This is a genomic window from Streptomyces sp. NPDC094032 (genome assembly GCF_040303965.1).
GTDB lineage: Bacteria > Actinomycetota > Actinomycetes > Streptomycetales > Streptomycetaceae > Streptomyces.
In genome coordinates this window covers 52,684-75,810 of record NZ_JBEOUE010000032.1, presented here as the reverse complement: position 1 = coordinate 75,810, position 23,127 = coordinate 52,684, and the positions used below count along the sequence as shown (strand labels likewise).

Below are 23,127 nucleotides of genomic sequence, written 5' to 3'. Positions count from 1 at the left end.
GGCCTGCTCGGCGACGGAGCGCAGGGTGTCCTCCAGGTTGATCCCCACGGCTCCGGCCGCGAGGACGCCTCGGACGGTCTCGGCCACGCCGTCGGGGTCGGTCGCGTAGCCACGTTCGATGTCGGCAGTGACCGGTACGTCCACAGTGGCCGCGATCCGGGTGATCGCACCAAGCGCCTGATCGCGGGTCATGTGATCGCCGTCGCCGTGGCCGAGTGACCAAGCGACCCCGGCACTGGTGGTCGCGATCGCGGCAGCGCCCGCATCCGCCACCACACGGGCGGAAGCCCCGTCCCAGGCATTCGGCAGGACCAGCGGCTTGCCTGGTACATGCAAGGAACGGAACAGCTGCGCCTTATCAAGAAGTGTCGCCATGCGCAGCATTGCACCACGAGAGCCGGCCGAACGATCACTTCGAGGATCGCTTCGCCGCCCGGCGCGAGCCCGTGGAGCAGAGCGGGGCGACGCGCCCTACCGGTGCGGCGGGCCGATGAGTGCCTGGCCGATTCGCTCGGCCAGGCAGGCGGCGTACGTCTGCGAGTCCCGGGTGCTTTGGACGTCGACGCATACCGTGTGGGTCCCGATCCGCCGGTCGGCTCCGGCGTCGTCGCCGTTGAAGACCAGGGTGACCCCGTCGTGCTCGACGCGGCCGTCGTACCCGTACTCCGGCACCGCCGGCCAGATCATCCGGTCCCAGCGGATCACGCCGTATCTCGTGCCCACCAACGCGGCGAAGGCGTCCTCGACGCCACCGACGGGCTGGTCCACCATCGACGCCCAGAGCGGGAGCAAGGGAGCGAGGCCGTCCATGTCCTCGGGGAGCTCGGCGGCGTGCCAGTCGCAGCGGACGAGCGTCCGCGCATCGGGCGCTCCCGCCCAGAACTCCTCGTTCTCGGTGCGGAACCAGGAGTCCGGGAGCGCCTGACGCAGTTCCCTCACCTCCGCGACCGTGCGGAGCTCCACCTCCACCGACACCTGGGCGTACTCCCGCTCGCCCAGCGCGAGCAGGTGACGCGCCGTGGCGAGGGCCGCCGCCGGGTCGGACGTGCGGAAGACGGGGTAGGAGACACCGTTGGACATGCCGGCACCTTGCCATACGGGCGCGTCGACCGGCATCCACGTTCGTGGACGACGAGCGCGCGCGCCGCTCGGGGGTCAGTCGATGGTGGTGTCGCCGAGGGTCTCCAGGATCTGGCGGAGGCCTTCGGCGGTGTCGGCGACCAGGGTGCGGTCCACTTCGGCGAGGAGCCGGGCGTAGGTGGCCAGGTGGTCGGCGAAGGCGGCGCGGGTGACTTCGTGGCCGTGGTCGGTGAGGCGGATCTTGATGGTGCGCCGGTCGTCGCCGTCGCGGACCCGCTCGACCAGGCCCTTGGCCTCCATCTTGTCGATCCGGTTGGTGATGGCGCCGGAGGTCACCATGGACGCCTTGAGGAAGGCGCCCGCGGTGAGGGCGTAGGGCGGGCCCGAGCGCTGGAGGGTCGTCAGGACGTCGAACTCGCCGTGCTCCACCCCGTGTTCCGCCGCGCTCGCCTTGGCCGCCTTGTCGATCACCCGGGCCAGCCGCTGGATCCGCCCGAACAACTGCACCGGCCACAGGTCGTCCGCCACGTCCGGGCGCTCCTTGACCCACTGGCCGACGATCGCGTCCACGGCATCGCTCATCCGCCCGCTCCTCTCAATGTTCACTCTCTCAACGTTGAGATACTTGACGCTGAGAGAACCTGGGTGCTTTTATCTCAACGTTGAGATTATCAAGGTTGAACGACAGGAGCACTCCATGCCCGCGCTCGCCCTCCACCCCGCCGCCCAGGACCTCCTCTTCCGCGAGGCCCGCACCGCCAACACCTTCACCGCCGAGCCCGTGACCGACGAGCAGGTCCAGGCGATCTACGAGCTCGTGAAGTACGCCCCCACCGCCTTCAACCAGTCGCCGCTGCGGATCGTCCTGGTCCGCTCGGACGAGGCCCGCGAGCGGTTCCTGCCGCTCATGGCCGAGGGAAACCGGACGAAGACCGCCTCCGCGCCGCTGATCGCGATCCTCGCCGCCGACAACGAGTTCCACGAGGAACTCCCCGCGCTCCTCCCGCACTTCCCGCAGGCCAAGGACCTCTTCTTCGCCGACCGCCCGGTCCGCGAGGAGTCCGCCGCGCTCAACGCCACGCTCCAGGCCGCGTACTTCATCCTCGGCGTACGTGCCGCCGGTCTCGCCGCCGGGCCCATGACCGGGTTCGACTTCCCCGGCGCCCAGAAGGAGTTCCTCGACGCCGACCACACGCCGCTCATGGTCGTGAACATCGGGCACCCCGGCGACGACGCCTGGTTCCCGCGCTCCCCCCGGCTCTCCTACGACGAGGTCGTCACCGCCGTCTGATCCCCGGGCCGCCGACCGTCCCCGCCCCCTCCGCCTGGACCGACCGCCTCACCTCCTGGAGCCCGTCATGTCCCTGCACGCCCGGCCCCGCACCCGCCCCCGACCCGCCCCACGGAGCGTCCGCCCCGTCCCCGCCGCCTGGCTGGCCCTGCTCGCCGCCCCGCTTGCCGCGAGCGCCAACAGCCCGGTCCTGATCCTCCCCGACATGGCCGGCTCCCTCGGCGTCCCCACCGCCACGGCCACCTGGCTCGTCACCGTCTTCGCCTGGGCCATCGCCGTCGGCACCCCCCTCATGGCGAGCCTCCTGCGCCGCCGGGGACTTGGCACCACCCTCCGCCTCGGCGCCGCCCTCATCGTCGCGGGCACCGCCGTCGTCGCCCTCGCGCCCTGGCTGCCGCTCGCCATGGCGGGCCGGGCGGCCCAAGCCGTGGGCGGCGCCGGACTCGTCACCGTCGCCATGAGCCTGGCCGGCTCGGTCCGCCGGATGGGGCTCATCACCGCCGGTTTCGGCATGCTGGGAGCGGTCGGGCCCCTGCTCGGTTCCCTCATCGCGGACGCCGTCTCCTGGCGAGCCTCCCTCGCCGTCGGCCTGGTCGCGCTGCTCGCCCTCCCCGCCGTCACCCGCCGCGCCGAGCTCTCCGCGCCCTCCCCGAGCGTCCCCTTCGACGGGCGCGGCGCGACCCTGCTCGCCCTCACGGCGACCGCGCTCGTCCTGATCCCCCGCTACCCGCTGCCCGCCGTCGCCGCCTCGCTCCTCACGGGCGCGCTGCTCGCCCTGCACGTCCGCGCCCGCCCCACCGGCTTCGTCCCTGCGGCACTCCTGCGCACCCGCGCGTTCGTCCTCTCGGCCGCGCTCGCCTGCGCCTTCGCCACCTCGTACTTCACGCTGCTCTTCACCGTCCCGCAGCTCCTGCGCGACCGCACCGGCTGGACCACCGCCACCATCGGCACCGGTCAGCTCGTCGCCCTCCTCGTCGGATCGGCGCTCTCCATGGCGCTCGCCGCCGCCTCCGCCCGACTGGGCCGCCCCCGCGTCCTGACGCTCCTGCTGACGGTCGGCGTGCTCGCCCCGCTCACCGCGCTGCTCACGCCGTGGGCCCCGCTCCTGCTCCTGGTCGCGACCCTCGCCGTCTTCACCACCAGCGCCGGCCAGGCGACCCTCGCGGTCTACGCCACGCAGGGCCTCCCGGCCGACCAACGCCCGACCGCGATCGGTCTCTTCAACCTCTGCTACCAGCTCGGCGGCGCGTTCGGCCCCGCGATCGCCGCGCTGATCACCCTCGGCGCGTGAGCGGTGCCGTCACTGGCCGATACGCCCCTCGGCGGCCGCCGCCACGAACACGGCGAACGCCGCCGGGGCGGCGCGGAAGACGGGGCCGGTGGGGTTCTTGGAGTCGCGCACGGCAACGTGAGCGGTGAGGTCGGCGACCTCGATGCACTCGCCGCCGGTGTCACCACTGAACGAGGACTTACGCCAGCGCGCTCCCGTCAGGTCCAGCTTGGTCCCCATAGCGTTCCTCCATCACCCTGGCGATCAGTCGTGCCGAGTCCTCCACTGAGAGGGCCGCAGCCTGCAAGTGATCGTAACGGAGTGAGCCTTCACGGATGGCGGATGGATTCGCCGTCATATGCCCCTGGACGAAGTCCTCGGTATAGACGATGTCAGGGTCGTCCTCGAAACGCAGGAGGGTGAAGGAGCCAAGCAGGCCCGCATGTGCTCCCGACTGGAACGGCAGGATCTGGATCTTCACCCACTCCTTCTCCTGCGTCCTCAACAGGTGGGCGAGTTGATCCCGCATCACCTCGCGCCCGCCGATCTCCTGATACAGCACGGCTTCGCCCATCACCACCCAGATCAACGGGGGCGTGTCACGGTCCAGGATGCGCTGGCGCTCCATTCGAGCAGCCAGCTTGGTGTCGAGGTCCCCCTCGGTACGCACACCGAGGATCGCGCGGGCGTAGGCCGGGGTCTGCAGCAACCCGTAGACCAGTTGAGGCTGGTACGTCGAGATGTACGTCGCCTTCGCTTCCATCTCCGCGTACGGCTGGAACCAAGCCGGCAACTGGCTCTTCAGGACCAGGCCGATCAGGCGCGAGAACAACCCGCCCGTCATCAGCGCCGCGTCCAGCCGTTCCGAGAACGCTCGGCTCGGGACCTTCTTCGTGGTCTCGATCTGACCGATCAGCGAGCCGGTACAGAAGAGGATGTCACCCAGCTGATCCTGACTGAGCTGCGCCTCCTCCCTCAACCGGCGTAATTCCGCCCCGTAGTAGTCCAGCGGCGAGGCACTGGGATCGAGCATGCGGACATTGGCCACGGCGAGGTCACCCCCAAGGAAACGCAATCGAGCGTTGAGTCCAATCCGTAGCCGAGCGTAGCGATGGCGCTCCACTCTGGAGGCATGAATGAAGGAACAGACCTCTATCCTGCGGAACTTGAAGCCAGCTACCGCATGGGCTTCACCGTGGGTGAGCACTCCGCCGGTCACATGCGCCACATCCTCCGCATGTTCCTCACGCGTTGGGGACTCGACCAGGTGTCCGATTCCGGCCAGCTCGCGCTCACGGAGCTCGTCGCGAACGTCGTACGGCACGTGCCGGGACGCCGGTGCACGGTGTTGCTGCTGAGGGAGCCGCACGGGCTGCGGGTGGAAGTGGCCGACGGGGTGCCGGGGGCACTCGTGGCGAAGGTGGCGGAGCCGCTGGACGAGAGCGGGCGGGGGCTGGCGCTGGTGGAGGCCGTGACGGACCGGTGGGGGGTCATGGAGGGGGCCGACGGGAAGACGGTGTGGTTCGAATGCGACGGGTAGGGCACCATGGGCGCCCGTATACGCGTACCCGCCAGTAGGAGGACCCGTCATGGCCGCCGCCACCGTCGCCGCCGAGCCCACCCCCGAGATCCTCGCCGCCTTCGAGGCGGCGAAGGGCTTCATGCCGGTCAAGGAGGGGCTCGCGCTGTACGCGGCGGCGGCGGAGGCGGCGGGGCTCGGGCTGCCGCTGCTTGAGGTCGGCACGTACTGCGGGCGGTCGACGATCCTGCTCGCCGACGTGGCGCGGGCGGCGGGGACGGTCGCGGTGACGGTGGACCACCACCGGGGCAGCGAGGAGCAGCAGCCGGGCTGGGAGTACCACGACCCGACGGTGGTCGACCCGGAGGTCGGCGCGATGGACACGCTGCCGACCTTCCGCCGTACGCTCCACAAGGCGGGTCTTGAGGAGCACGTGATCGCGGTCGTGGGGCGCTCGCCCGAGGTCGCGAAGGTGTGGGGCGGGCAGCTCGGCTTCGTGTTCGTGGACGGCGGGCACACCGACGAGCACGCGACGGCGGACTACGAGGGCTGGGCCCCGAAGGTGGCGCCCGGCGGCACCCTGGTCATCCACGACGTGTTCCCGGACCCGGAGGACGGCGGCCAGGCCCCGTACCGGATCTATCTGCGGGCGATCGAGTCGGGCGACTTCGAGGAGATCTCGGTCACCGACTCGCTGCGGGTGCTGCGCCAGCGGGGCTGACGCGGCGCGGGCCGGAAACCCGGCCCCCCGGACCGTACGGACGAATGCGCGGAAAACGCCTTCGCCGGGTCTCCCCCGCTGCGATGATGGCGCCCCTCGGTCGGCCCGGCCCCTTCGGGGGCGCCTCGCTCGCAGGAGGTCCCAGGTGCGGTTGTTCCACGACCCGGTCGTCCACACGGCGTTGTGGGCGGGTGGCATCACGTATCTCCTCGCGTGCACCGTGTCGGCGATCGGCGGGGCTCGGGCGGAGGAGCGGGAGCAGTCCGGCCAGCTCCCCTTCGAGCGGCCGAACAGGCTCCGTCAGCGCTTCTCGGAGCAGTCGCAGGCGCTCAGGGCCAGCTTCGGCCAGAGCGCCACGAACCTGGCTCTGGCGGTCATGTGCTGTGTGCTGGCGCTCAGCGGTCCGGCCGGCACCGTCGGGCAGTGGCTGCCCAGGGTCCTCACCGACCGTCGGGCCACCCTTGACGCCCTCGCGGAGCAGCTGTCGAACGGCTCGCTGGTTCTCCAGCTCACCACCGTGGCGGTGGCCGTGACGGTGCTGATGCGGCACATCACGCTGGTGCGCATGCTCTACGGGCACGAGGGCACCACGATGGAGCTCTGGAACAAGCTGCGGCAGCTCCTCGTCACCAACGCCCAGGGCGGTGTCTTCCTCGCCTCCCTCACCATCATGTGGCTGCTGCGGGGGCACGGTCTCGACGGTCTCTGGATGACGACGCTGGCCTATGTGTTCGCGTTCTTCATCGACGACTGGATCATCATCAGCGAATACAGCATCCGTCTGGACGTCCCGTCGCTCCCCTTCCACAAGTGGCGTCTGCGCTTCGCCTACCTGTGCCTGCTGGTGCCCAGCGTGGCCCTCGCCTGGGACGCCTTCGGCGGGTGGGGTGCCGGGGTCATGATCTGGTATGCCGCTTCCCTGTTCGCCGTGGCCGCCTCGCACCGCAGGGGCCCCGAGCGGCGCCGGCCGAGGCTGGTGCTCCCCGGGCCGCGCCGCGACGCGGAAGCGGGACGGAAGGAGCGGGGAGAGGCGGGAGAGCAGGGGAGGCAGGGGGAGCAGATCGAGCAGGCGTAGATATCGCCGCTATCCACCCACCGACCCGGCCAGCCGCAGCACCCAGCGCCGCGAGTTGTCCGAGTCACAGGTGAACTGCACGAGCGGCTTGTTGTCGCCGCCGCTGCCACCCGCGACGGTCGCGCACAGGCCCGTCTCGACGTTGACGAGCTGGTAGGAGTTGCCGTTCCAGTTGACCACCTGCCAGCGGCGCGAGGGGTCGTTGTCGCAGTCGAACTGGACGAGCTCGACGTTGTTGTCGGTCGACACGCCGCCTGCCAGGGTCATGCATTCCGAGGTGCCCAGGTTGCGGATCTGGAAGGAGCCTCCGGAGATCCGCCCCGGGGTCACGGCCGAGGACGCCGTCGTGGAGGTGTCCGCCGCCGGGTGGGCGACCGCGGGGACGGGGAGGAGCATGACGCCCCCCCGCCATGAGAATCGTTGAAGTCATCACCAGACGACGGGATCTCGTGTCCTTGCGCATACGCATAGGAGCACTCCTCTCACCCCTGCTCCTCACTATCCGCGCGAGGGCCGGGCCCCGCAAACGGGGGCCCGGCCCGGGAAATCGCTCGTCCGCCTGCTCGCGGGGTCAGAACCCCGAGGTGACGTACAGGCAGTTGGTGTAGCTGTAGCCCGACTCGATCTTCGCGTTGCTCGGCTTCTTCATGCCCGCCGAGCGGCCCGTGCCCTCGCGCTTCTGGAGCATCTGGTAGTTGCCCGGGGGCAGCGTGAGGGTCCGCTTCGGGTACTTGGAGGAGGGGCCGGAGCACGGCTTGATCTTCCCGCCCACCGGGAGCAGGAGGGTCGGGTAGGTCTTGCAGGAGGCGCAGGACGGGATGGTGAGGCGGCCGGTGACCGGGCCCGTATAGAGGAGTTCGACCTCGCCGGGGCCGTCGTTGCTGATGACCAGGACCTGGCCGGAGCCGTCGACCGTGGCGCCGGAGGGCACCCGGTTGCCGGCCGCCGGGGTCTCCTCGGCGATCTCGGCGGCGATGGCGATGTTGCGCGCCTGGGCGGTCTGCGGGCTGTCCGGGTAGGTCTTGGCGTAGTCGGTCATCGCCGTGGCCGCCTCGGTGAACTCCTTCTTCTTGAAGCGGTCGAGCCCGCAGCCGAAGTCGCCGCGCTGGATGACCCGCTGGGTGTCCGCGCCGAGGCTCGCGTAGGTCTCGGTGGGCAGCATGCCGACCGTGGTCTGGAAGCGGCGGATCTCCGTGATGCCGTCGCAGGGGGCGATGCCCAGGGCCTTCTCGCGGGTGCGCAGGCCCTCGCGGAGGGTGGGTTCGACCTTCTGCGTGAAGGGGGACTGCGGGAACGTCTTGGTCAGGTCGTTGAGGTAGTCGCCCGAGGTCTTCTCCTGGCCCGCCGACCCGATCACGGTGGTGCCGCACTGGAACCATGACTCGGCCAGCGGCTCGTCGGCCTTGCCGACAAGCCCGCCGAGGAGCCCCCGGTCGACCTTGTCGGGCAGCGCGCGCAGGTGCTTGAGGCCCGGGACGGCCGCGCAGTAGTCCTTCTTCGTGTACGGCAGGGAGACCGAGGTGTAGTAGGCGGCGAGCCGGTCCGGGACCAGCTTCCCGGCGCGCGAGCCGGCGTGCTCGGTGCCGATCTGCTGGTAGGTCGCGAGGACCGAGTTGTAGGTCACCTCGACGCTGCTGAAGGACTGGCCCTCGGCCCGCTTCACCAGCCCGTCGGCGGCGGTCAGCGTGTCCATGAGTTTCTGCTCGACCGCCTCGTCGCGGGCCGCCGCGTAGGCGAAGCCGCCGCCTCCGGGGACGGCGACCAGGAGGACGAGCGCGACGGGCAGGACGAGCCCGCGGCGGCCGGGGGCCTCCAGGGCGGCGGGGGTCGCGCGCAGTCCGCGGCGGGCGCCGTCGGCGGCGACGGTCAGGAGGAAGAGGCCGTACGCGACGAGGACGGCGAGCGGGATGCCGTCCGGGTCGGCGGGCAGGGCGACGACGAGCAGCGCCACGGTGGCGGCCCAGCAGAGGGCCGCGAGCCTCCAGTGCTTGAGCAGGACGTATCCCAGGCCCAGGCAGGAGAGGTTGAGCAGGGCGACGGCGACGGCCTGCGCCGGGTTCGGCGGGCCCGGCGGCGGGCCGGGCGGCGGCGGTGGCGGCGCCGCGGTCATCACCGGCGGCAGGCCGGGCGGCGCGGGCGGCTGCCCGTAGGGTCCGGGCTGGTCGTACGGTCCGGACCCCCCGTACGGTCCCGGCTGGTCGTACGCTCCGGACCCCCCGTACGGTCCGGGCTGCACGCGCGGGTCCTGCGGCGCGGGCTGCGGGGGCGGCGGGCCTAAGGGCTGCTGGGCCCCCGGTCCCGTCCACTCCCAGGGTGACGGCTGTCGGCCGCCCCTGCCGTCGTCCGCGCCGCTCTGGCCGCCCGCGCTGGTGTGGTCGTGATCTTCCCCCGCCACAGGTTCCCCCTCTGTGGTCGCCGGTGCAGTGCCCCCCACATACCCTTCACCCTCCCCCCACACACGTCCAGCGATACGGGCAAACCCGCGCCGGAGCGCCTACAGTCGCGGAGTGCCGTACGACCATCGGAAACTCCTCGCCCTCCCCCTGGCCCTGACCGCCTGCGCCGCCCTCGCGGGCTGCGGGGGCGCCGCCGAGTCGGCGACGCAGGGCCCCCGTACCGTCGACGAGAAGACGACCGCCCAGGCGACCGCGCAGGCCACCGGCCCCGCGTCCGGGGCGATCCCGGCCGGTCCCGGCCGGAAGCTGCCGCTCGCCGGGCGGACGATCGTGATCGACCCCGGACACAATCCCGGCAATTTCCGCCACACCACGGAAATCAACAAGAAGGTGAATATCGGGACGAACCGCAAGGAGTGCGACACCACGGGCACCTCCACGAACGCGGGATACACCGAGGCCGCGTTCACCCTCGATGTTTCACACCGTCTCCGCGATCTCCTCAAGGCGAAGGGCGCCAAGGTCGTCCTCGTCCACGACGCCGAGCGCCCGTACGGCCCCTGCATCGACGAGCGGGCCCGGATCGGCAACGCCGCCGGGGCGGACGCGGTCGTCTCCGTCCACGCGGACGGCTCGGCCGTCGGGAACCGGGGGTTCCATGTGATCCTGCCCGCGCTGGTGCGGGAGGGCGGCGCCGACACCACGAAGATCGTCGGGCCCTCGCGCGCCCTGGGCGAGAAGCTGGTCACGGAGTTCGGGCGGGCGACCGGGACCCGGCCCGCCAACTACATCGGTTCCGGTACGGGGTTGGACGTGCGGAAGGATCTCGGGGGGCTCAATCTCTCGACCGTCCCCAAGGTCTTCATCGAATGCGGCAACATGCGTGACCCGAAGGACGCCGCGCTGCTGACCGGGGCCGCGTGGCGGCAGAAGGCCGCGCAGGGGATCGCCGACGGCATCGGGGCCTACCTCAAGGGGTAGGGCCCGCCGTCCGACACGACGGACGATAGATTCGCTCCGTACGATGCTCCGTACGAGGGGGCCGCCCCCGTGATCCGCGCCACCCCGACGAGACGACCCTACGAAGGACTCATACGTGAATATCCGCTCCCTCACCCGAGGCGATGGCGTGCTGATCGGTGCAGCGGTGGTGCTGTTCATCGCCTCGTTCCTCAGCATCTCCGGATGCGACGCCAGCGCCGCGATCTGCGCCAAGGTCGACCTCCCGAACTCGTGGGAGATCTCGCCCCTCGGCTGGGGCTCCTTCTTCCTCGGCATCGCCGGTGCCGCGCTGGTGGTCCTGTCGCGCGCGCTGCCGCAGCCGCGCAAGGTGGCCGGTCTTGAGCTCGGCCAGGTCGGCGCCGCCTTCGGCATCGCCTCCGCGTGGACCCTGCTCATGTGGGTCTTCGAGTCGGACAACGCCGGCGCGGGCCTCATCCTCGGCCTGATCGCCGCGCTCGTGGTGGCCGGCGCGGCCGTCGCCGCCCCGCTGGTCCCGGCCCTCGGCGGCCCGCTCCTCGGCGCCCCGAAGCCGCAGACCCCGCAGCCGTACGGGGTGCAGCCCGGCCAGCAGGGCGTCCCCGGCGGCTACGGCTACCCCGGCGCCCAGCAGCAGCCGCAGCCGTACGGCGGCCAGCCCGACCCGTCGCAGGGCGGCCAGCCCTTCGGCGGCCAGCCGCTCGGCGGTCAGCCGCAGCCCCAGCAGCACCAGGCCCCGCAGCCGCAGGCCGCGCAGCCCCCGGCGCAGCAGACCCCGGCGCCGGCGCCCGCCGCGGACTTCGCGGCCTTCTGGTTCGCCGTCCCGGTGGCCCGCCCGCTGTACGCGGAGGACGGCTCCCAGGCGCCCATCGCCGAGCTGGCGCCGGGCACCTGGTACCTCGCGGTGGAGCAGCGCGGCCAGGCCCTGGTCGCGCAGACGCAGGACGGCCGCCGCGGCGTCCTCCAGGACACCACCGGCATCCAGCGCGGCTAGCCCGCGCCCGCAAGGCCCCGACGGCCCCTCGCCCTTCCGGGCGGGGGGCCGTTGTCGTACAGTCCAGCCGACCGACAAATCTGACGATGCGTCAGGAAGGCTGGCCGTCATGCGCCTTGGACTCGCCCTCGGCTACTGGGGCCGCGGCCCCTCCGCCGCCCACCTCGAACTCGCCCGCGAGGCCGAGCGGCTGGGCTACCACTCGGTGTGGACCGCCGAGGCCTGGGGCTCCGACGCCTTCACCGCGCTCACCTGGATCGCCGCCCACACCCGCCGCATCCGGCTCGGCACCGCCGTCGCGCAGATGGCCGCCCGCACCCCCACCGCCACCGCCATGCACGCGCTCACCCTCGACCACCTCTCCGGCGGCCGCATGATGCTCGGGCTCGGGCTGTCCGGGCCGCAGGTCGTCGAGGGCTGGTACGGGCGCCCCTTCCCGCGCTCGCCGCTCACCGCGACCCGCGAGTACGTGGACGTGATCCGGCAGGTGCTGCGGCGCGAGGGGCCCGTACGGCTCGACGGGCGCTACCACTCCCACCCGTACGCGGGCGCCGACGGCACCGGGCTCGGCAAGCCGCTGAAGCCGATCACCCACCCGCTCCGGGCGGAGCTGCCCGTCCTGCTCGGCGCCGAGGGCCCCAAGAACATCGCGCAGACCGTCGAGATCGCCGACGGCTGGCTGCCGCTCTACTGGTCGCCCGGCCGCTGGGCCGAGGTCTACGCCCTGCCCGAGCGCCTCCGGGACGGCTTCCTGGTCGCCCCCATGGTCCGCGCCCAGGTCTGCGACGACGTCGCCGAGGGGCTGCTGCCCGTCAAGGCCATGCTCGGCTTCTACATCGGCGGCATGGGGCACGCGGCCCGCAACTTCCACGCCGACCTGATGGGACGCATGGGGTACGAGGCGGAGGCGCGGCACATCCAGGAACTCTTCGCGGCCGGACGCCGCCACGAGGCCGTGCTCGCCGTACCGGACGCCTTCGCCGACGAGATCTCCCTGGTCGGCCCCCGCGAGCGGATCGCCGAACGCCTCGCCGCCTGGCGCAAGGGCCCGGTCACCGACCTGCTGGTCACGGCACCGGACCCGCTCACGCTGCGTACCCTCGCGGAGCTCAACGCCTAGGGCACATCCGCCGGTCAGCCGCCGGTCAGCCGCCGGTCAGCTGGGACGTGCTCGGGACCTTGTCGACGACCTCGGCGCCCGCGCTCTTCCCCGCCTCCTTCACCTTGTTGATGATGCTGTCGATGGAGCCGATGTCCGCGTCGGTCGCCTGGCCCTTGCGCAGCTTCGTGCCCAGCTCCTTCAGCGACTCGATGCCCGCGCTGAGCGGCGCCACCGCCTTGGAGAGCAGCGGGTCGCCCTTGGCGTTGTCCACCGCCGCCTTGAGCCGGTTGTAGGCGAAGGCGCCCGCCAGACCGGCCTTCACGAGAGCGAACGTGCGCCCGTCCGCGCCCTTCTTGAACTTGCCGTCGCGGTAGGGCTTCACGATCCACTGGTACGTGGCCCCCGCCGCCAGACCCGCGTTCGCCACGAACCGGGTCTTGGCCAGCTTCTGCTGCTCGAAGGAGGCCGAGCTGGTCGGAGTGGAGTCGGCGCTCGTGGTCATGGACTGCGAGCCGTCGCCGCCGCAGGCCGCGGTCGTGGTGAGCAGCGCGCCGGACAGGAACAGGGCGACGACGGCGCGCCGCGCGCGGACGAGGCTGGGCACGTGGGACCTCCGTGGGGGTGTGGCGCCGGGCCCGGTCCGGCAGTCAGGGCCAGCCTCGCCCGGGGCTCCCTGGGGCGCCACCGGGGTGGCTCCGTACGGGTTCCGTCGTCCCTTCCTCCGGATATCTCCGCAGGTCAGAGCCGTGGGACGTCCCACCGTGTCCCTGGGACGCCGTCGCCTCTGGCCCGGCCCGCCGGGCGATCGGACAGTGGATCACCGGCCCGGGACCGTTCCGGGCAGGGGAGGTTCGGAAGTTCGATGGTGAGGCGCCGCGTGTGTACCGGGGGCGGTCGGTGTCAGTGGTTCTACCGGGCGCCGGACGCCCGGCTGGGCAGGGGGATCGGCACGTACCGGGGCTTCCGGGCGGCGGCGGGCGTCGAGCAGGAGCGCCTCGTCGTGCCGAGCGGGCGGGTGTCGCTGCTGATCGGCTTCGGCGGCGAGCTGCGGGTCCGGGGCGCGGGACGGCACACGTCCCTGGTGTCGGGGCTGCACACCCGGGCGCGGGTGCTGGGGCACGGCGGGGACGTGCAGGGTGTGGAGCTGGCCCTGGCCCCGTGGGCGGCGCGCCGCTTCTTCGGCGGCACGCGGCTCGCGGAGCTCACCGACACGCTGGCCGACCCGGCGGACGTCGTAGGCGCCCGGGCCCGCTTCCTGGCCGAGGCCCTGGCGGACGCCCCCGGCTGGCCCGAGCGCTTCGCCCTGCTCGACGAGACGCTGCTGCGCTGGTCGGCGGAGGCGGCGGCGCGGGGCGACGCGGGGCCCTCGCCGGCGGTCCTGGAGGCCTGGCGGCTCCTGGAGCGGTCCGCGGGGGCGGTCCGGATCCGCGAGGTGGCGGCGGAGGCGGGCTGGAGCCAGCGGCACCTGGAGACCCGGTTCCGTGAGGAGATCGGGCTCGGCCCGAAGCGGCTGGCCCGGATCCTGCGCCTGAACCGCGCGATCCGGCTGCTCACCGAGGGCGACCGGCCCGCCGACACGGCCGCCCGGTGCGGCTACTACGACCAGGCGCACCTGAGCCGCGACTTCACGGCCCTGACCGGGATGCCGCCGGGCCGCTTCCTGGCGGACCGGGGGACGGCGAACACCTGGATAGCGGGCTGAGGCGGCGGCGTTCCGGCCCGGCGGTTTTTTCCAATACGGGGCCGGGCGCGGGGTGCGAGTGTGGCGCCCGCGTGCGGTTGCGTACGCAACGACGACAGAGAAGGACGATTTTCATGCGCATGACCACGGGGCTCCGCAGGAAGGCCGCGGCCGTCGCCGCGACCACCGCTCTCCTCGTCGGCGGTGGCGTCGCCGCCGCGACCCAGGCCTCGGCCGGCTACATGTGCGGCGCCGGCTACCACTGCGTCTACTGGGGCAACCTGGGCGACAGCGGCTCGCACGACTTCTACAACAGCGACACCAACTTCACCAACGACTACTTCAACGACAACAGCCCGGCCCCCGGCACCGGCCAGGTCGTCAACGACAACGTGTCGTCGGCCAGCAACTCCAGCACGGGCGGCTACGAGAGCCACTACTACCGCGACATCAACTACGGCGGCGGCCTGCTGTTCTGCGTGAACCCGGGCAGCGAGGTCTTCATGGGCGGCCTCGCCGACTGGCAGCGCGACCAGGCCAGCTCCCTCCAGCTGCGCCCCTCGACGACGATCAAGTGCTTCTGATCCCGCACTCCTGATCCGTATGTCCCGGGAGTGAACGGGGCCCGGTGCTACAGGGGTGCACCGGGCCCCGTTCCTCCCCCCTCGCCGACGAAAGGCAGCCGTCACCATGTCAGGGACCCGCCGTCCCCGCCGCGCCCTGCTCACGCTCACCGCGATCGTCGCGGCCGGAGCGGCCGTCGGCGCCGGAACCGTGCTGGCCTTCTCCGACAGCTCGCCCGCGCGGGACGACCGGCCCCTCGCGACGACGGCCGGCCTGGAGCGGCTGCACCGGCTCCCGCAGGTCACCGACCGGGTGTTCACCTGGGACGACGCCCAGGCCCGCAGCGCCGAGGCCCAGCGGACGTACGCCATCCGCTGCATGGCCCGCGCGGGCTTCCGCTACGCCCCCAAGGCCACTCCCCCGGCGGGCTCCGGCGCGGACGAGCGCCCGCGGCCCTTCGGCCTGGAAACCGCGCCCTCCGCGACGCCGCCCGCCGCCGACCAGGCCGGCGAGACGCCCCCGAAGCCCGGCAGCCCGGAGGCCTCCCCGGCGTACGCGAAAGCGCTCTTCGGCGACGAGGGCAAGCGCGTGACGGTGAAGGGGACGAAGGGCATGAGTGTGTCCCGGCCCGGCGAGGGGTGCCTCGCGGAGGCGGAGACGCGGATGCTCGGGGACGGGCGGGCGCGCTGGCTCCAGGTGCGGATCATGCTCTTCGAGGGCCAGGAGCAGGCGCGGGCCGAGGTCGAGAAGGACCCGGAGTTCCGGAACGCGACCGGCCGCTGGGAGCAGTGCATGGAGCGGGCCGGATTCCCGGGGCAGCGCGATCCGCAGGCGCTCCTGAAGTCGCTGCCCAGTCAGAAGGCGCGGCTGGGCGGGCGGGACGTCCTCAAGGCCGATCTGCGCTGCAAGAGCGAGACCGGCTATCTGACCACCGCGTACACCCGGCTCGCCGCCGTCCAGCAGCGCTGGCTGGACGCCAACCCGGCCGTGGCGAAGGACTGGACGGCGCTGCTGGCCCGGCAGGACAAGGCCTCCCGCGAGGTGCTCGCGGGCAGGGCGTGAGGCGCTACGGCTGCTGGGCCTTCTCCGCGCTCGGGATGAAGCGACCGGTGCAGGTGGGGGCGTTGTCCTTGCCGTTCTTCTTCGGCAGGGCGGCGCAGACGAAGACCGAGCCGTCGTCCGGGGCCGCGATCAGCGGGGTGTAGACGTCCCGGTCGTAGTGGACGACATCGGCCTGCGCGGCACCGTCGGAGTTGTTGACGACGACGGTGGCGCCGACCTCGGCGAAGGAGATGCGGCCCCAGGCGGCCTTGCAGGCGCGGCTGTAGCGGAGCTCGATGACGAGGTCCTTGGGGATGGAGCCGGTGCGGACGGTGACCGCGTCGGCGCCGCAGTTCATCTTCTTCGGGTCCTTGCCCTCGCACGCGGTGAGGGTGCAGCCGGTGGCCGGGCCCGCGACCTTCACCGGGGGCTTGGGCTTGGCGGTCGGCTCGCCGGAGCCGGAGAGCGTGACGGCGGCGTACACGGCCGCGCCCGCCACCAGGAGGAGGACGAGGGCCAGCGAGAGCCAGAGGGTGCGGCGGCTGCGGGCCGGTGCCTCCTCGTCGGTCCCGTCCGTGCCGTCGGGCGCCGCCTCGGGCGCCGCGCGGCGGGCCTCCTCCTCGTCCCAGAGGGCCAGCAGCGGCGCCGGGTCGGTCGCGCACAGCTTCGCGAGGCTCTCGACCGCGTCGCGCGGCGGGAACTGCTTGCCGTTGACCCACCGTTCCCACGACGACTTGGCGTAGTGGGTCTTCTCGCTGAGCTGGGCGAAGCTGGATCCCGACGCCTTCTTCAGCGCGAGCAGTTCGCCCGCAAGGTCCCTCACCGACCCCGCACGGTCCATTTTGACCGATTCTCCCTGATATGCATGTCCATGCCAGCCATGGACGTGGACATACTAGAGCCGGTCGAACAACCGGTTTTACATGCATCGCTCATGGATCGACGAGCAAGCAGGGCGTCAGGCGCAGCAGTCGGGGGCGAGCCCCCGGGGCAGCCGTTCGCCGCCGAAGACCGCGACCGTCGCCTCGTCGCCGCCGAGCGCCGCGACCGCGAGCAGCAGCGAACCCGAGGTCCAGGTGGTCTGCTCCTCGGGCCAGACCGCGCGGTCGCCCTCGAAGACGTAACCCGTCCAGTAGTTGCCGTCGGCGGCCCGCAGGTGCCGGATGGACTGGAGGATCTCCAGGGCCCGGTCCGACTCCCCCATCGCCCACAGCGTGAGCGCCAGTTCGCAGCTCTCGCCGCCGGTGACCCAGGGGTTGGGCAGCACGCAGCGCACGCCGAGGCCCGGCACGACGAAGTCGTCCCAGCGCTCGTCGATCCGCTCCTTGGCCGGCACGCCGGTCACCGCGCCGCCGAGGACCGGGTAGTACCAATCCATCGAATAGCGGGATTTGTCGAGGAAGCGCTCGGGGTGGCTGCGGATGGCGTGGCCGAGCGCCCCGGCCGCCAGCTCCCAGTCGGGCTGCGGCTCCTCGCGCTCCTCGGCGATGGCCAGGGCGCAGCGCAGCGCCTGGTGGATCGAGGAACTCCCGGTCAGCAGGGCCTCGTCCACCGGGGTGCCGTCGGCCTCGCGCTTCCAGCCGATCTCGCCGCCCGGCAGCTGGAGCCGCAGGACGAACTCGACGGCCGCGTAGACGACCGGCCACATGCGGTCGAGGAAGGCGTCGTCGCCGGTCGACAGGTAGTGGTGCCAGACGCCGACGGCGACGTACGCGACGAAGTTGGACTCCAGGCCGCGGTCGGTGACGTCGTCGGGGTCGCCGTCGCGGTAGGCCGCGTACCAGGAGCCGTCGGCGTTCTGGTGCCGGGCCAGCCACGCGTAGGCGCGGGCCGCGGCCTCGTGCTCGCCGGCGGTGTCCAGGGCCATCGCGGCCTCGGTGTGGTCCCACGGGTCCAGGTGGTGCCCGCGGAACCAGGGTATGGCGCCGTCCTCGCGCTGGACGTCGAGGATGCGGGCCACCGTCTCGGCGGCCTGCTCGGCGGTCAGCACGCCCGGCAGGACGAGGTGCTGCGCCATCCGCTCCGGAGAGGTCACTTGGCGGCGTCCGCGGGGAGCTGGGGCTCGGCGGCGCCCACGGGCACGTGGGGCTTGGTCGCGTAGGCCACGAAGCTCTTGCCGACGACCGGGTTGAGCAGCTGCTCGGCGATCCGGGTCACGGCGGGCTTCTTCATGATGTCCCAGACCAGCAGCTTGTGGTACGCCTTCACCGGCAGCGCCTTGTCGTTGTCCACGCCGAAGGCGCACTTCAGCCACCAGTACGGGGCGTGCAGCGCGTGCGCGTGGTGGGTGCCGTACGGCTTGAGGCCGGCCTCGCGCATCCGGGCGAGCAGCTCGTCGGCCTTGTAGATGCGGATGTGGCCGCCCTCGACCTCGTGGTACGCGTCGGAGAGCGCCCAGCAGACCTTCTCGGGGCCGTAGCGCGGGACGGTGACGGCTATCCGGCCGCCGGGCTTGAGCACCCGGACCATCTCGGCGAGCACGCCCTTGTCGTCGGGGATGTGCTCCATGACCTCGGAGATGATCACGACGTCGAAGGACTCGTCGGGGAACGGCAGGTTGAGCGCGTCGCCCTCCATCGCGGTGGCGCTGGCGCCGGCCGGGGCCTCGCCCGCCTCCTTCATCGCCGCGAACCACTTGGCGACCTCGCGGATCTCCTCGCCGTTCTGGTCGAGGGCCACCACCTGCGCGCCGCGCCGGTAGCACTCGAAGGCGTGCCGCCCGCCGCCGCAGCCCAGGTCGAGCACGCGGTCGCCGGGGGCGAGCGGGAAGCGGGTGAAGTCGACGGTCAGCACGGGTTCCTGCTTTCGCGGTGGAGGGGGGCCTGCGCGCCCTGCGCGGCGATCGCCGCACGGTACAGCTCGGCGGTGCCCTGGGCGGCACGGGCCCAGGTGAAGCGCTCAAGGACCCGCTCGCGTCCCGCCGCGCCGAGCCGCGCGCCGAGCGCGGGGTCGGTGAGGACCCGGCCGAGGGCGGCGGCCAGCGCGCCCGCGTCGCCGGGCGGGACGGCCAAACAGGTCTCGCCGTCGGTCCCCGCGACCTCGGGGATGGCGCCGCCGGTGGTGGCGACGAGGGGGGTGCCGGTGGCCATCGCCTCGGCGGCGGGCAGCGAGAAGCCCTCGTACAGGGAGGGGACGCAGGCCACCTGGGCGGAGCGGTAGAGGTCGACGAGCTCGGCGTCGGTGACGCCCTTCACGAACTCGACGGCGCCTTCGAGCCCGTACCGCTCGATGGCCTGGGCGACCGGCCCGTCCTCGGCGCGCTTGCCGACGACGACGAGGTGGGCGTCGGGCTGCTCGGTGCGCAGCTTGGCGAGCGCCTCGATCAGGTGGACCAGGCCCTTGAGCGGGACGTCGGCGCTGGAGGTGGTGACGATCCGGCCCGGGCGCTCGGCGACGGACGGGTCGGGCGACCACAGGTCGGTGTCGGCGCCGATGTGCACCACGCCGATGCGGTCCGCGCGGACGCCGAGGTGCTCGACGATCTCCTGGCGGGAGGTGCCGGAGACGGTGAGGACGGAGGGCAGGCGGCGGGCGACCCGCTTCTGCATCCGGGTGAAGGCGTACCAGCGGCGGACCGAGGCGCGGCGCTTCCAGTCGGCGGCGGCGTCGAGCTCCAGCTGCCGGTCGACGGTGATCGGGTGGTGGATCGTGGTGACGAGCGGGGCGCCGAGGGCGCGCGGGCCGCCGAGGAGCCCGTACCCGAGGGTCTGGTTGTCGTGGATGACGTCGAAGTCGCCGCGCCGGGCGGCGAGGGCGCGGCGGGCGCGCAGCGAGAAGGTCAGCGGCTCGGGGAAGCCGCCGGTCCACATGGTGGCGACCTCCAGGCCGTCGATCCAGTCCCGGTACTCCTCGCGCTTGGGGGTACGGAACGGGTCGGGCTGGCGGTAGAGGTCGAGGCTGGCGATCTCGGTGAGCGGGACGCCCTCGTCGAGCGTGGGGTACGGCTGGGAGCCGAGCACCTCGACGCTGTGGCCGAGCCGGGCGAGCTCGCGGGAGAGGTGGCGGACGTAGACGCCCTGGCCGCCGCAGAACGGGTTCCCCTTGTACGTGAGGAGAGCGATCCGCAACGGACCGTCACCGCCTCGCCCGACACCCTGCCGGGGGCTTGCCTCTATGGCCTCCGCGGTCATGTGCGACCCCCTTCGAGCGTGTATTTCGCGGGAGCGTAACCGCCCGCGCTAATCTAGAACAAGTTACAGACTTGATCGTTCATGATCTTCTGGCCTGATCTTCTTGATCCTTCAAGGAGCACAGAATCTACCGGCTGGTAGCTCCGGCGTGAGAAGCCGGATCGGGTGATTCACGACACGGCCGGAGTGGCGCGATACTGTCGCTCCGCCATCGCACGGAACGGGACCTCATGACCGTGGAAGACAGACCGGCGTCGCCACCCCTGACGGAGCGCCAGGAAGCGCGCCGCAGGCGCATCCTCACGGCCAGCGCGCAGCTCGCCGGGCGGGGCGGGTTCGACGCCGTGCAGATGAGAGAGGTGGCGGAGGCCGCCGGGGTCGCGCTCGGCACCCTCTACCGCTACTTCCCCTCCAAGATCCATCTGCTGGTCGCCACCATGCAGGACCAGCTCCAGCACATGCACACCACGCTCCGGAAGCGCCCGCCGGCGGGCGCCGACCCGGCCGAGCGGGTGGCCGAGACGCTGATGCGGGCCTTCCGGGCGCTCCAGCGCGAACCGCAGCTCGCGGACGCGATGGTCCGCGCGCTGACCTTCGCCGACCGGAGCGTGAGCCCGGAGGTGGACACGGTGTCGCGGCTGACCACGGCGATCATCCTGGACGCGATGGGCGCCGAACACCCGACGCCGCCGCAGCTCTCGGCGGTCCGGGTGATCGAGCACACCTGGCACTCGGCGCTGATCACCTGGCTGTCGGGGCGGGCGTCGATCGCCCAGGTGAAGATCGACATCGAGACGGTCTGCCGACTGATCGACCTGACGGCGCCGGAGGCCCCGGGGCGCGGCTGAGCCCCGAGGGGTCAGGGAGTCGGCCGGGTGAGCGGGAGGTCGGGCATCTTGGCGTTCTTGGTGCAGGACTCCTCCATCGCCACCAGGTAGAGGTCCCCCGACGCGAGATCGCGGAACTCCACCGTCATGAACCAGCCCCGCTTCTTGTACGCGGCCAGGACGTAACCGACCTTCCCGTCCTCGTACGCGCGCTCCTTGCGCTTCCCGGCCTCCCGCCAGCCGCGTTCGCGCAGCTCGGCCGCCACCGCCCCGTGGGTGGCGGCGTCGACCCGGTCGCTCTCCTCGCCGTAGCCCTTGTACCGGATGGTGCAGGCCTCCATCGTGCCTGGCCGGGCGTCCTTGTCCATCCCCGCCCACTCCGGGTCCCCCGCCGGAGCGCCCGCGTCCGCGACCACGGAGTCGATCTCCGCCGACACCCGCTCCTTCGTGAACGGCCCCTTCTCCTCGGGGCGGGCGGAGGACGGCGCCGTCCCTCCCCCGTCCGTCCCGCAGCCCGCCGTACCGGCGAGCACGACCACCGCGAACGCCGCGAACACGGCCGTCCGCACCCCCACTGACCTGCGCATGAACACTCCCCCACTCCTGAACGTCCGAGGGAGTGTTCCACACGCCGGCTACTCCTCGGGAGGAAATACCGTCTCCCCACCGTCCGCCAGGGTGATCGAGATCGCCTCCACCGGGCAGCCCTCCGCCGCCGCCAGGACCCGTTCGCTCGCGTCGAGTTCGGCGGCCTGCGGATGGGACTGGCGGGCGGTGTCCAGGCGGAAGTCGTGGGGGGCGTGGTTGAGGCACATGCCGGAGCCGATGCAGACGGTGCGGTCGACCTCGACGTGCCAGCGGTCGCCCATCACGCCTCGTAACCGGCGGGCAGGTGGATCATCTTGTGCTCCAGGTACTCCCCCAGGCCCTCGGGGCCGAACTCGCGGCCGACGCCGGAGTTCTTGTAGCCGCCGAAGGGGCCGAGCATGTCGAGGCTGAAGGTGTTGACGTTGAAGGTGCCGGTGCGGACCCGGCGGGCGAAGTCGATGCCGTGCTCGACGTCGCCGGTCCACACGCTGCCGCTGAGGCCGTAGTCGGAGTCGTTCGCGACCCGCAGGGCCTCGTCCTCGTCCCCGTACGGCAGAAGGCAGATGACCGGGCCGAAGATCTCCTCGCGGGCGATCCGCATGGAGTTGTCGACGTCGCCGAAGAGGGTCGGCTCGACGTACCAGCCACGCTCCAGACCGGCCGGACGGCCGCCGCCGGTAAGGACCTTGGCGCCCTCCGCCTGACCGATGGAGATGTAGTCGAGCGAGCGCTGCTGCTGGCGCCGGGCGACGAGCGGGCCGACCTGGGTGGCCGGGTCCAGCGGGTCGCCGACCACGAGCGCGCCGGCCGCCGCGGCGAAGGCCTCGGCGATCTCCTCGTAGCGGGAGCGCGGGGCGAGGATGCGGGTCTGGGCCACGCAGGCCTGCCCGTTGTTCATCCAGGCCGCCGGGACGATCCCGGCCACGGCCGCGTCGAGGTCCGCGTCGGGCAGGATCACGGCGGCGGACTTCCCGCCGAGTTCGAGGGTGACGCGGGTGAGGTTGCGCGAGGCGACCTCCATCACGCGCTTGCCGGCCGCGACGGAGCCGGTGAAGGAGACCTTGTCGACGCCGGGGTGCGCCACCAGGTACTCGCTGACCTCGCGGTCCGCCGGCAGGATCGAGAGGACCCCCTCCGGCAGGCCCGCCTCGGCCGCGATCTCGCCGAGGATGTACGCGTCGAGGGGCGACTCCGGCGAGGGCTTGAGGATCACGGTGCAGCCCGCGAGCAGCGCGGGCCCCAGCTTGGCGGCGGCGGTGAACTGCGGCACGTTCCACGGCACGACCGCCGCCACCACCCCGACCGGCTCGCGCCGCACCAGGAGCGGGCCGAGGACACCGGCGCGCCGCTCCTCGTAGGCGTACGAGCGGGCCACGGTGATCGCCGAGTCCCACACCAGCATCGCGCCGAGCGCCTGGGCGAGGACGGACCAGGAGTACGGGGAGCCGTTCTGCGAGCTGATCGAGCGGGCGATCTCCTCGTGCCGTACCGCGATGGCGTCCTTGATCCGCCCGACGACCTCGATCCGCTCCTCCAGGGTCATCCGCGGCCACGGGCCTTCGTCGAAGGCCCGGCGGGCGGCGGCGACGGCCCGGTCCACGTCGGCCTCGGCGGCGTGCGGGACGCGGCCGATGACCTCCTCGGTGTGGGGCGAGATCACCTCGATGACCTCGCTGCCGAGCGGGTCGGTCAACTCGCCGCCGATGAACAGTTTTCCGTGCTCCACAAGCTCGGTCATGACCGACTGCCTCCCGGATCTGACTGTGTCTCAGAACTGATACCAGTTCTAGTTCTGCTTGGCCAGACTCGGGACGGCGGGCGTGACCGAGGCCGCTGCCCTAGACTTTGAGGAGGAGCGGAAGACCCGCGG

The 23,127-nt window shown here is 72.2% G+C and carries 27 protein-coding genes; 12 read left to right on the top strand and 15 right to left on the bottom strand.

Annotation, left to right across the window (positions count from 1 at the left end; all coding sequences use genetic code 11):
• The 3 genes from ABTZ54_RS31655 to ABTZ54_RS31645 form a co-directional block, all read right to left on the bottom strand.
• A partial coding sequence (locus ABTZ54_RS31655; protein ID WP_351669832.1) for an isocitrate lyase/phosphoenolpyruvate mutase family protein occupies positions 1-384 on the bottom strand: 384 nt, incomplete at its 3' end.
• An 87-nt stretch (positions 385-471) separates the two neighbouring features.
• Complete coding sequence (locus ABTZ54_RS31650; protein ID WP_351669829.1) at positions 472-1,080, bottom strand: hypothetical protein; 609 nt, start codon at positions 1,078-1,080, stop codon at positions 472-474.
• A 75-nt stretch (positions 1,081-1,155) separates the two neighbouring features.
• On the bottom strand, positions 1,156-1,662 hold the full coding sequence (locus ABTZ54_RS31645; RefSeq protein WP_351669826.1) for a MarR family winged helix-turn-helix transcriptional regulator: 507 nt from the start codon (positions 1,660-1,662) through the stop codon (positions 1,156-1,158).
• A gap of 115 nt (positions 1,663-1,777) precedes the next feature.
• Between ABTZ54_RS31645 and ABTZ54_RS31640 the strand changes: the two genes are divergently transcribed.
• Together ABTZ54_RS31640 and ABTZ54_RS31635 are read left to right on the top strand one after the other, a co-directional pair.
• The gene (locus ABTZ54_RS31640; RefSeq protein ID WP_351669823.1) at positions 1,778-2,371 is read left to right on the top strand and encodes a malonic semialdehyde reductase; all 594 of its coding nucleotides are present in this window, start codon (positions 1,778-1,780) and stop codon (positions 2,369-2,371) included.
• Positions 2,372-2,438: 67 nt separating this feature from the next.
• Complete coding sequence (locus ABTZ54_RS31635; protein WP_351669820.1) at positions 2,439-3,662, top strand: MFS transporter; 1,224 nt, start codon at positions 2,439-2,441, stop codon at positions 3,660-3,662.
• Between the two features lie 9 nt (positions 3,663-3,671).
• Here the strand turns inward: ABTZ54_RS31635 and ABTZ54_RS31630 are convergent, their stop codons facing one another.
• Both ABTZ54_RS31630 and ABTZ54_RS31625 read right to left on the bottom strand, forming a co-directional pair.
• Positions 3,672-3,881, bottom strand: a complete 210-nt coding sequence (locus tag ABTZ54_RS31630; RefSeq protein WP_351669817.1) for a DUF397 domain-containing protein — start codon at positions 3,879-3,881, stop codon at positions 3,672-3,674.
• Complete coding sequence (locus tag ABTZ54_RS31625; RefSeq protein WP_351669853.1) at positions 3,841-4,689, bottom strand: helix-turn-helix domain-containing protein; 849 nt, start codon at positions 4,687-4,689, stop codon at positions 3,841-3,843. The genes ABTZ54_RS31630 and ABTZ54_RS31625 overlap by 41 nt, the downstream gene beginning before the upstream one ends.
• 189 nt (positions 4,690-4,878) lie before the next feature.
• Here ABTZ54_RS31625 and ABTZ54_RS31620 point away from each other — a divergent pair, with 189 nt between their 5' ends.
• The 3 genes from ABTZ54_RS31620 to ABTZ54_RS31610 all read left to right on the top strand — a co-directional run bounded on the left by ABTZ54_RS31620 (position 4,879) and on the right by ABTZ54_RS31610 (position 6,956).
• Positions 4,879-5,181, top strand: coding sequence for an ATP-binding protein (locus tag ABTZ54_RS31620; RefSeq protein ID WP_351669814.1), 303 nt, complete (start codon positions 4,879-4,881; stop codon positions 5,179-5,181).
• Positions 5,182-5,230: 49 nt separating this feature from the next.
• Positions 5,231-5,881, top strand: coding sequence for a class I SAM-dependent methyltransferase (locus ABTZ54_RS31615; RefSeq protein WP_351669812.1), 651 nt, complete (start codon positions 5,231-5,233; stop codon positions 5,879-5,881).
• 145 nt (positions 5,882-6,026) lie between these two features.
• Positions 6,027-6,956, top strand: a complete 930-nt coding sequence (locus tag ABTZ54_RS31610) for a hypothetical protein (protein ID WP_351669809.1) — start codon at positions 6,027-6,029, stop codon at positions 6,954-6,956.
• A 9-nt stretch (positions 6,957-6,965) separates the two neighbouring features.
• On the opposite strand, the gene ABTZ54_RS31605 is transcribed toward ABTZ54_RS31610, so the two are convergent.
• Positions 6,966-7,352 carry an RICIN domain-containing protein gene (locus tag ABTZ54_RS31605; protein ID WP_351669806.1) on the bottom strand — a complete coding sequence of 129 codons (387 nt, stop codon included), beginning with the start codon at positions 7,350-7,352 and terminating at the stop codon, positions 6,966-6,968.
• Positions 7,353-7,527: 175 nt separating this feature from the next.
• Positions 7,528-9,192 (bottom strand): tol-pal system YbgF family protein, encoded by a 1,665-nt coding sequence (locus tag ABTZ54_RS31600; RefSeq protein ID WP_351669803.1) that lies wholly within the window; start codon positions 9,190-9,192, stop codon positions 7,528-7,530.
• A 271-nt stretch (positions 9,193-9,463) separates the two neighbouring features.
• Here ABTZ54_RS31600 and ABTZ54_RS31595 point away from each other — a divergent pair, with 271 nt between their 5' ends.
• From ABTZ54_RS31595 to ABTZ54_RS31585, 3 genes are all read left to right on the top strand, one after another.
• Positions 9,464-10,333 carry an N-acetylmuramoyl-L-alanine amidase gene (locus ABTZ54_RS31595; RefSeq protein ID WP_351669800.1) on the top strand — a complete coding sequence of 290 codons (870 nt, stop codon included), beginning with the start codon at positions 9,464-9,466 and terminating at the stop codon, positions 10,331-10,333.
• Positions 10,334-10,448: 115 nt separating this feature from the next.
• Complete coding sequence (locus tag ABTZ54_RS31590) at positions 10,449-11,324, top strand: hypothetical protein (protein WP_351669797.1); 876 nt, start codon at positions 10,449-10,451, stop codon at positions 11,322-11,324.
• A 109-nt stretch (positions 11,325-11,433) separates the two neighbouring features.
• A complete protein-coding gene (locus ABTZ54_RS31585) occupies positions 11,434-12,444 on the top strand; it encodes an LLM class F420-dependent oxidoreductase (RefSeq protein ID WP_351669794.1) in 1,011 nt (336 codons plus the stop codon).
• 25 nt (positions 12,445-12,469) lie between these two features.
• Here ABTZ54_RS31585 and ABTZ54_RS31580 read toward each other — a convergent pair whose 3' ends face one another.
• Entirely contained in the window at positions 12,470-13,030 is a 561-nt protein-coding gene (locus tag ABTZ54_RS31580) for a hypothetical protein (RefSeq protein ID WP_351669791.1), read from the bottom strand.
• Between the two features lie 273 nt (positions 13,031-13,303).
• Between ABTZ54_RS31580 and ABTZ54_RS31575 the strand changes: the two genes are divergently transcribed.
• From ABTZ54_RS31575 to ABTZ54_RS31565, 3 genes are all read left to right on the top strand, one after another.
• Positions 13,304-14,128, top strand: a complete 825-nt coding sequence (locus tag ABTZ54_RS31575; RefSeq protein ID WP_351669788.1) for a helix-turn-helix domain-containing protein — start codon at positions 13,304-13,306, stop codon at positions 14,126-14,128.
• Positions 14,129-14,241: 113 nt separating this feature from the next.
• Entirely contained in the window at positions 14,242-14,691 is a 450-nt protein-coding gene (locus ABTZ54_RS31570; RefSeq protein WP_351669785.1) for a hypothetical protein, read from the top strand.
• Between the two features lie 106 nt (positions 14,692-14,797).
• Positions 14,798-15,733: a hypothetical protein gene (locus tag ABTZ54_RS31565; protein ID WP_351669782.1), complete on the top strand. Its 936-nt coding sequence runs from the start codon at positions 14,798-14,800 to the stop codon at positions 15,731-15,733.
• A 4-nt stretch (positions 15,734-15,737) separates the two neighbouring features.
• On the opposite strand, the gene ABTZ54_RS31560 is transcribed toward ABTZ54_RS31565, so the two are convergent.
• The 4 genes from ABTZ54_RS31560 to ABTZ54_RS31545 all read right to left on the bottom strand — a co-directional run bounded on the left by ABTZ54_RS31560 (position 15,738) and on the right by ABTZ54_RS31545 (position 19,842).
• Positions 15,738-16,535 (bottom strand): DUF2690 domain-containing protein, encoded by a 798-nt coding sequence (locus tag ABTZ54_RS31560; RefSeq protein WP_351669779.1) that lies wholly within the window; start codon positions 16,533-16,535, stop codon positions 15,738-15,740.
• Between the two features lie 135 nt (positions 16,536-16,670).
• Positions 16,671-17,729 (bottom strand): prenyltransferase/squalene oxidase repeat-containing protein, encoded by a 1,059-nt coding sequence (locus tag ABTZ54_RS31555; protein WP_502997347.1) that lies wholly within the window; start codon positions 17,727-17,729, stop codon positions 16,671-16,673.
• Positions 17,730-17,743: 14 nt separating this feature from the next.
• Positions 17,744-18,505, bottom strand: a complete 762-nt coding sequence (locus ABTZ54_RS31550; protein ID WP_351669773.1) for a class I SAM-dependent methyltransferase — start codon at positions 18,503-18,505, stop codon at positions 17,744-17,746.
• Positions 18,499-19,842 (bottom strand): glycosyltransferase family 4 protein, encoded by a 1,344-nt coding sequence (locus tag ABTZ54_RS31545; RefSeq protein ID WP_351669770.1) that lies wholly within the window; start codon positions 19,840-19,842, stop codon positions 18,499-18,501. Before ABTZ54_RS31545 ends, ABTZ54_RS31550 begins: the two co-directional genes overlap by 7 nt.
• A 230-nt stretch (positions 19,843-20,072) precedes the next feature.
• Here ABTZ54_RS31545 and ABTZ54_RS31540 point away from each other — a divergent pair, with 230 nt between their 5' ends.
• Positions 20,073-20,690 (top strand): TetR family transcriptional regulator, encoded by a 618-nt coding sequence (locus tag ABTZ54_RS31540; protein WP_351669767.1) that lies wholly within the window; start codon positions 20,073-20,075, stop codon positions 20,688-20,690.
• Between the two features lie 11 nt (positions 20,691-20,701).
• Here the strand turns inward: ABTZ54_RS31540 and ABTZ54_RS31535 are convergent, their stop codons facing one another.
• Genes ABTZ54_RS31535 through ABTZ54_RS31525 form a run of 3 tightly spaced genes read right to left on the bottom strand, consistent with a single transcriptional unit; the run spans position 20,702 to position 22,995 of the window.
• Positions 20,702-21,256: a hypothetical protein gene (locus tag ABTZ54_RS31535; RefSeq protein WP_351669764.1), complete on the bottom strand. Its 555-nt coding sequence runs from the start codon at positions 21,254-21,256 to the stop codon at positions 20,702-20,704.
• Between the two features lie 48 nt (positions 21,257-21,304).
• On the bottom strand, positions 21,305-21,538 hold the full coding sequence (locus ABTZ54_RS31530; protein WP_351669761.1) for a ferredoxin: 234 nt from the start codon (positions 21,536-21,538) through the stop codon (positions 21,305-21,307).
• The gene (locus ABTZ54_RS31525; protein ID WP_351669758.1) at positions 21,538-22,995 is read right to left on the bottom strand and encodes an aldehyde dehydrogenase; all 1,458 of its coding nucleotides are present in this window, start codon (positions 22,993-22,995) and stop codon (positions 21,538-21,540) included. Before ABTZ54_RS31525 ends, ABTZ54_RS31530 begins: the two co-directional genes overlap by 1 nt.
• Positions 22,996-23,127: the final 132 nt, after the last annotated feature.

Bases quoted from the DNA above. Each gene is read 5' to 3' on its own strand.
- ABTZ54_RS31530 (WP_351669761.1), bottom strand. From the start codon at position 21,538: ATGGGCGACCGCTGGCACGTCGAGGTCGACCGCACCGTCTGCATCGGC.
- ABTZ54_RS31645 (WP_351669826.1), bottom strand. From the start codon at position 1,662: ATGAGCGATGCCGTGGACGCGATCGTCGGCCAGTGGGTCAAGGAGCGC.
- ABTZ54_RS31540 (WP_351669767.1), top strand. From the start codon at position 20,073: ATGACCGTGGAAGACAGACCGGCGTCGCCACCCCTGACGGAGCGCCAG.
- ABTZ54_RS31545 (WP_351669770.1), bottom strand. From the start codon at position 19,842: ATGACCGCGGAGGCCATAGAGGCAAGCCCCCGGCAGGGTGTCGGGCGA.
- ABTZ54_RS31620 (WP_351669814.1), top strand. From the start codon at position 4,879: ATGTTCCTCACGCGTTGGGGACTCGACCAGGTGTCCGATTCCGGCCAG.
- ABTZ54_RS31630 (WP_351669817.1), bottom strand. From the start codon at position 3,881: ATGGGGACCAAGCTGGACCTGACGGGAGCGCGCTGGCGTAAGTCCTCG.
- ABTZ54_RS31535 (WP_351669764.1), bottom strand. From the start codon at position 21,256: ATGCGCAGGTCAGTGGGGGTGCGGACGGCCGTGTTCGCGGCGTTCGCG.
- ABTZ54_RS31650 (WP_351669829.1), bottom strand. From the start codon at position 1,080: ATGTCCAACGGTGTCTCCTACCCCGTCTTCCGCACGTCCGACCCGGCG.
- ABTZ54_RS31525 (WP_351669758.1), bottom strand. From the start codon at position 22,995: ATGACCGAGCTTGTGGAGCACGGAAAACTGTTCATCGGCGGCGAGTTG.
- ABTZ54_RS31605 (WP_351669806.1), bottom strand. From the start codon at position 7,352: ATGCTCCTCCCCGTCCCCGCGGTCGCCCACCCGGCGGCGGACACCTCC.
- ABTZ54_RS31555 (WP_502997347.1), bottom strand. From the start codon at position 17,729: ATGGCGCAGCACCTCGTCCTGCCGGGCGTGCTGACCGCCGAGCAGGCC.
- ABTZ54_RS31570 (WP_351669785.1), top strand. From the start codon at position 14,242: ATGCGCATGACCACGGGGCTCCGCAGGAAGGCCGCGGCCGTCGCCGCG.
- ABTZ54_RS31565 (WP_351669782.1), top strand. From the start codon at position 14,798: ATGTCAGGGACCCGCCGTCCCCGCCGCGCCCTGCTCACGCTCACCGCG.
- ABTZ54_RS31635 (WP_351669820.1), top strand. From the start codon at position 2,439: ATGTCCCTGCACGCCCGGCCCCGCACCCGCCCCCGACCCGCCCCACGG.
- ABTZ54_RS31585 (WP_351669794.1), top strand. From the start codon at position 11,434: ATGCGCCTTGGACTCGCCCTCGGCTACTGGGGCCGCGGCCCCTCCGCC.
- ABTZ54_RS31615 (WP_351669812.1), top strand. From the start codon at position 5,231: ATGGCCGCCGCCACCGTCGCCGCCGAGCCCACCCCCGAGATCCTCGCC.
- ABTZ54_RS31640 (WP_351669823.1), top strand. From the start codon at position 1,778: ATGCCCGCGCTCGCCCTCCACCCCGCCGCCCAGGACCTCCTCTTCCGC.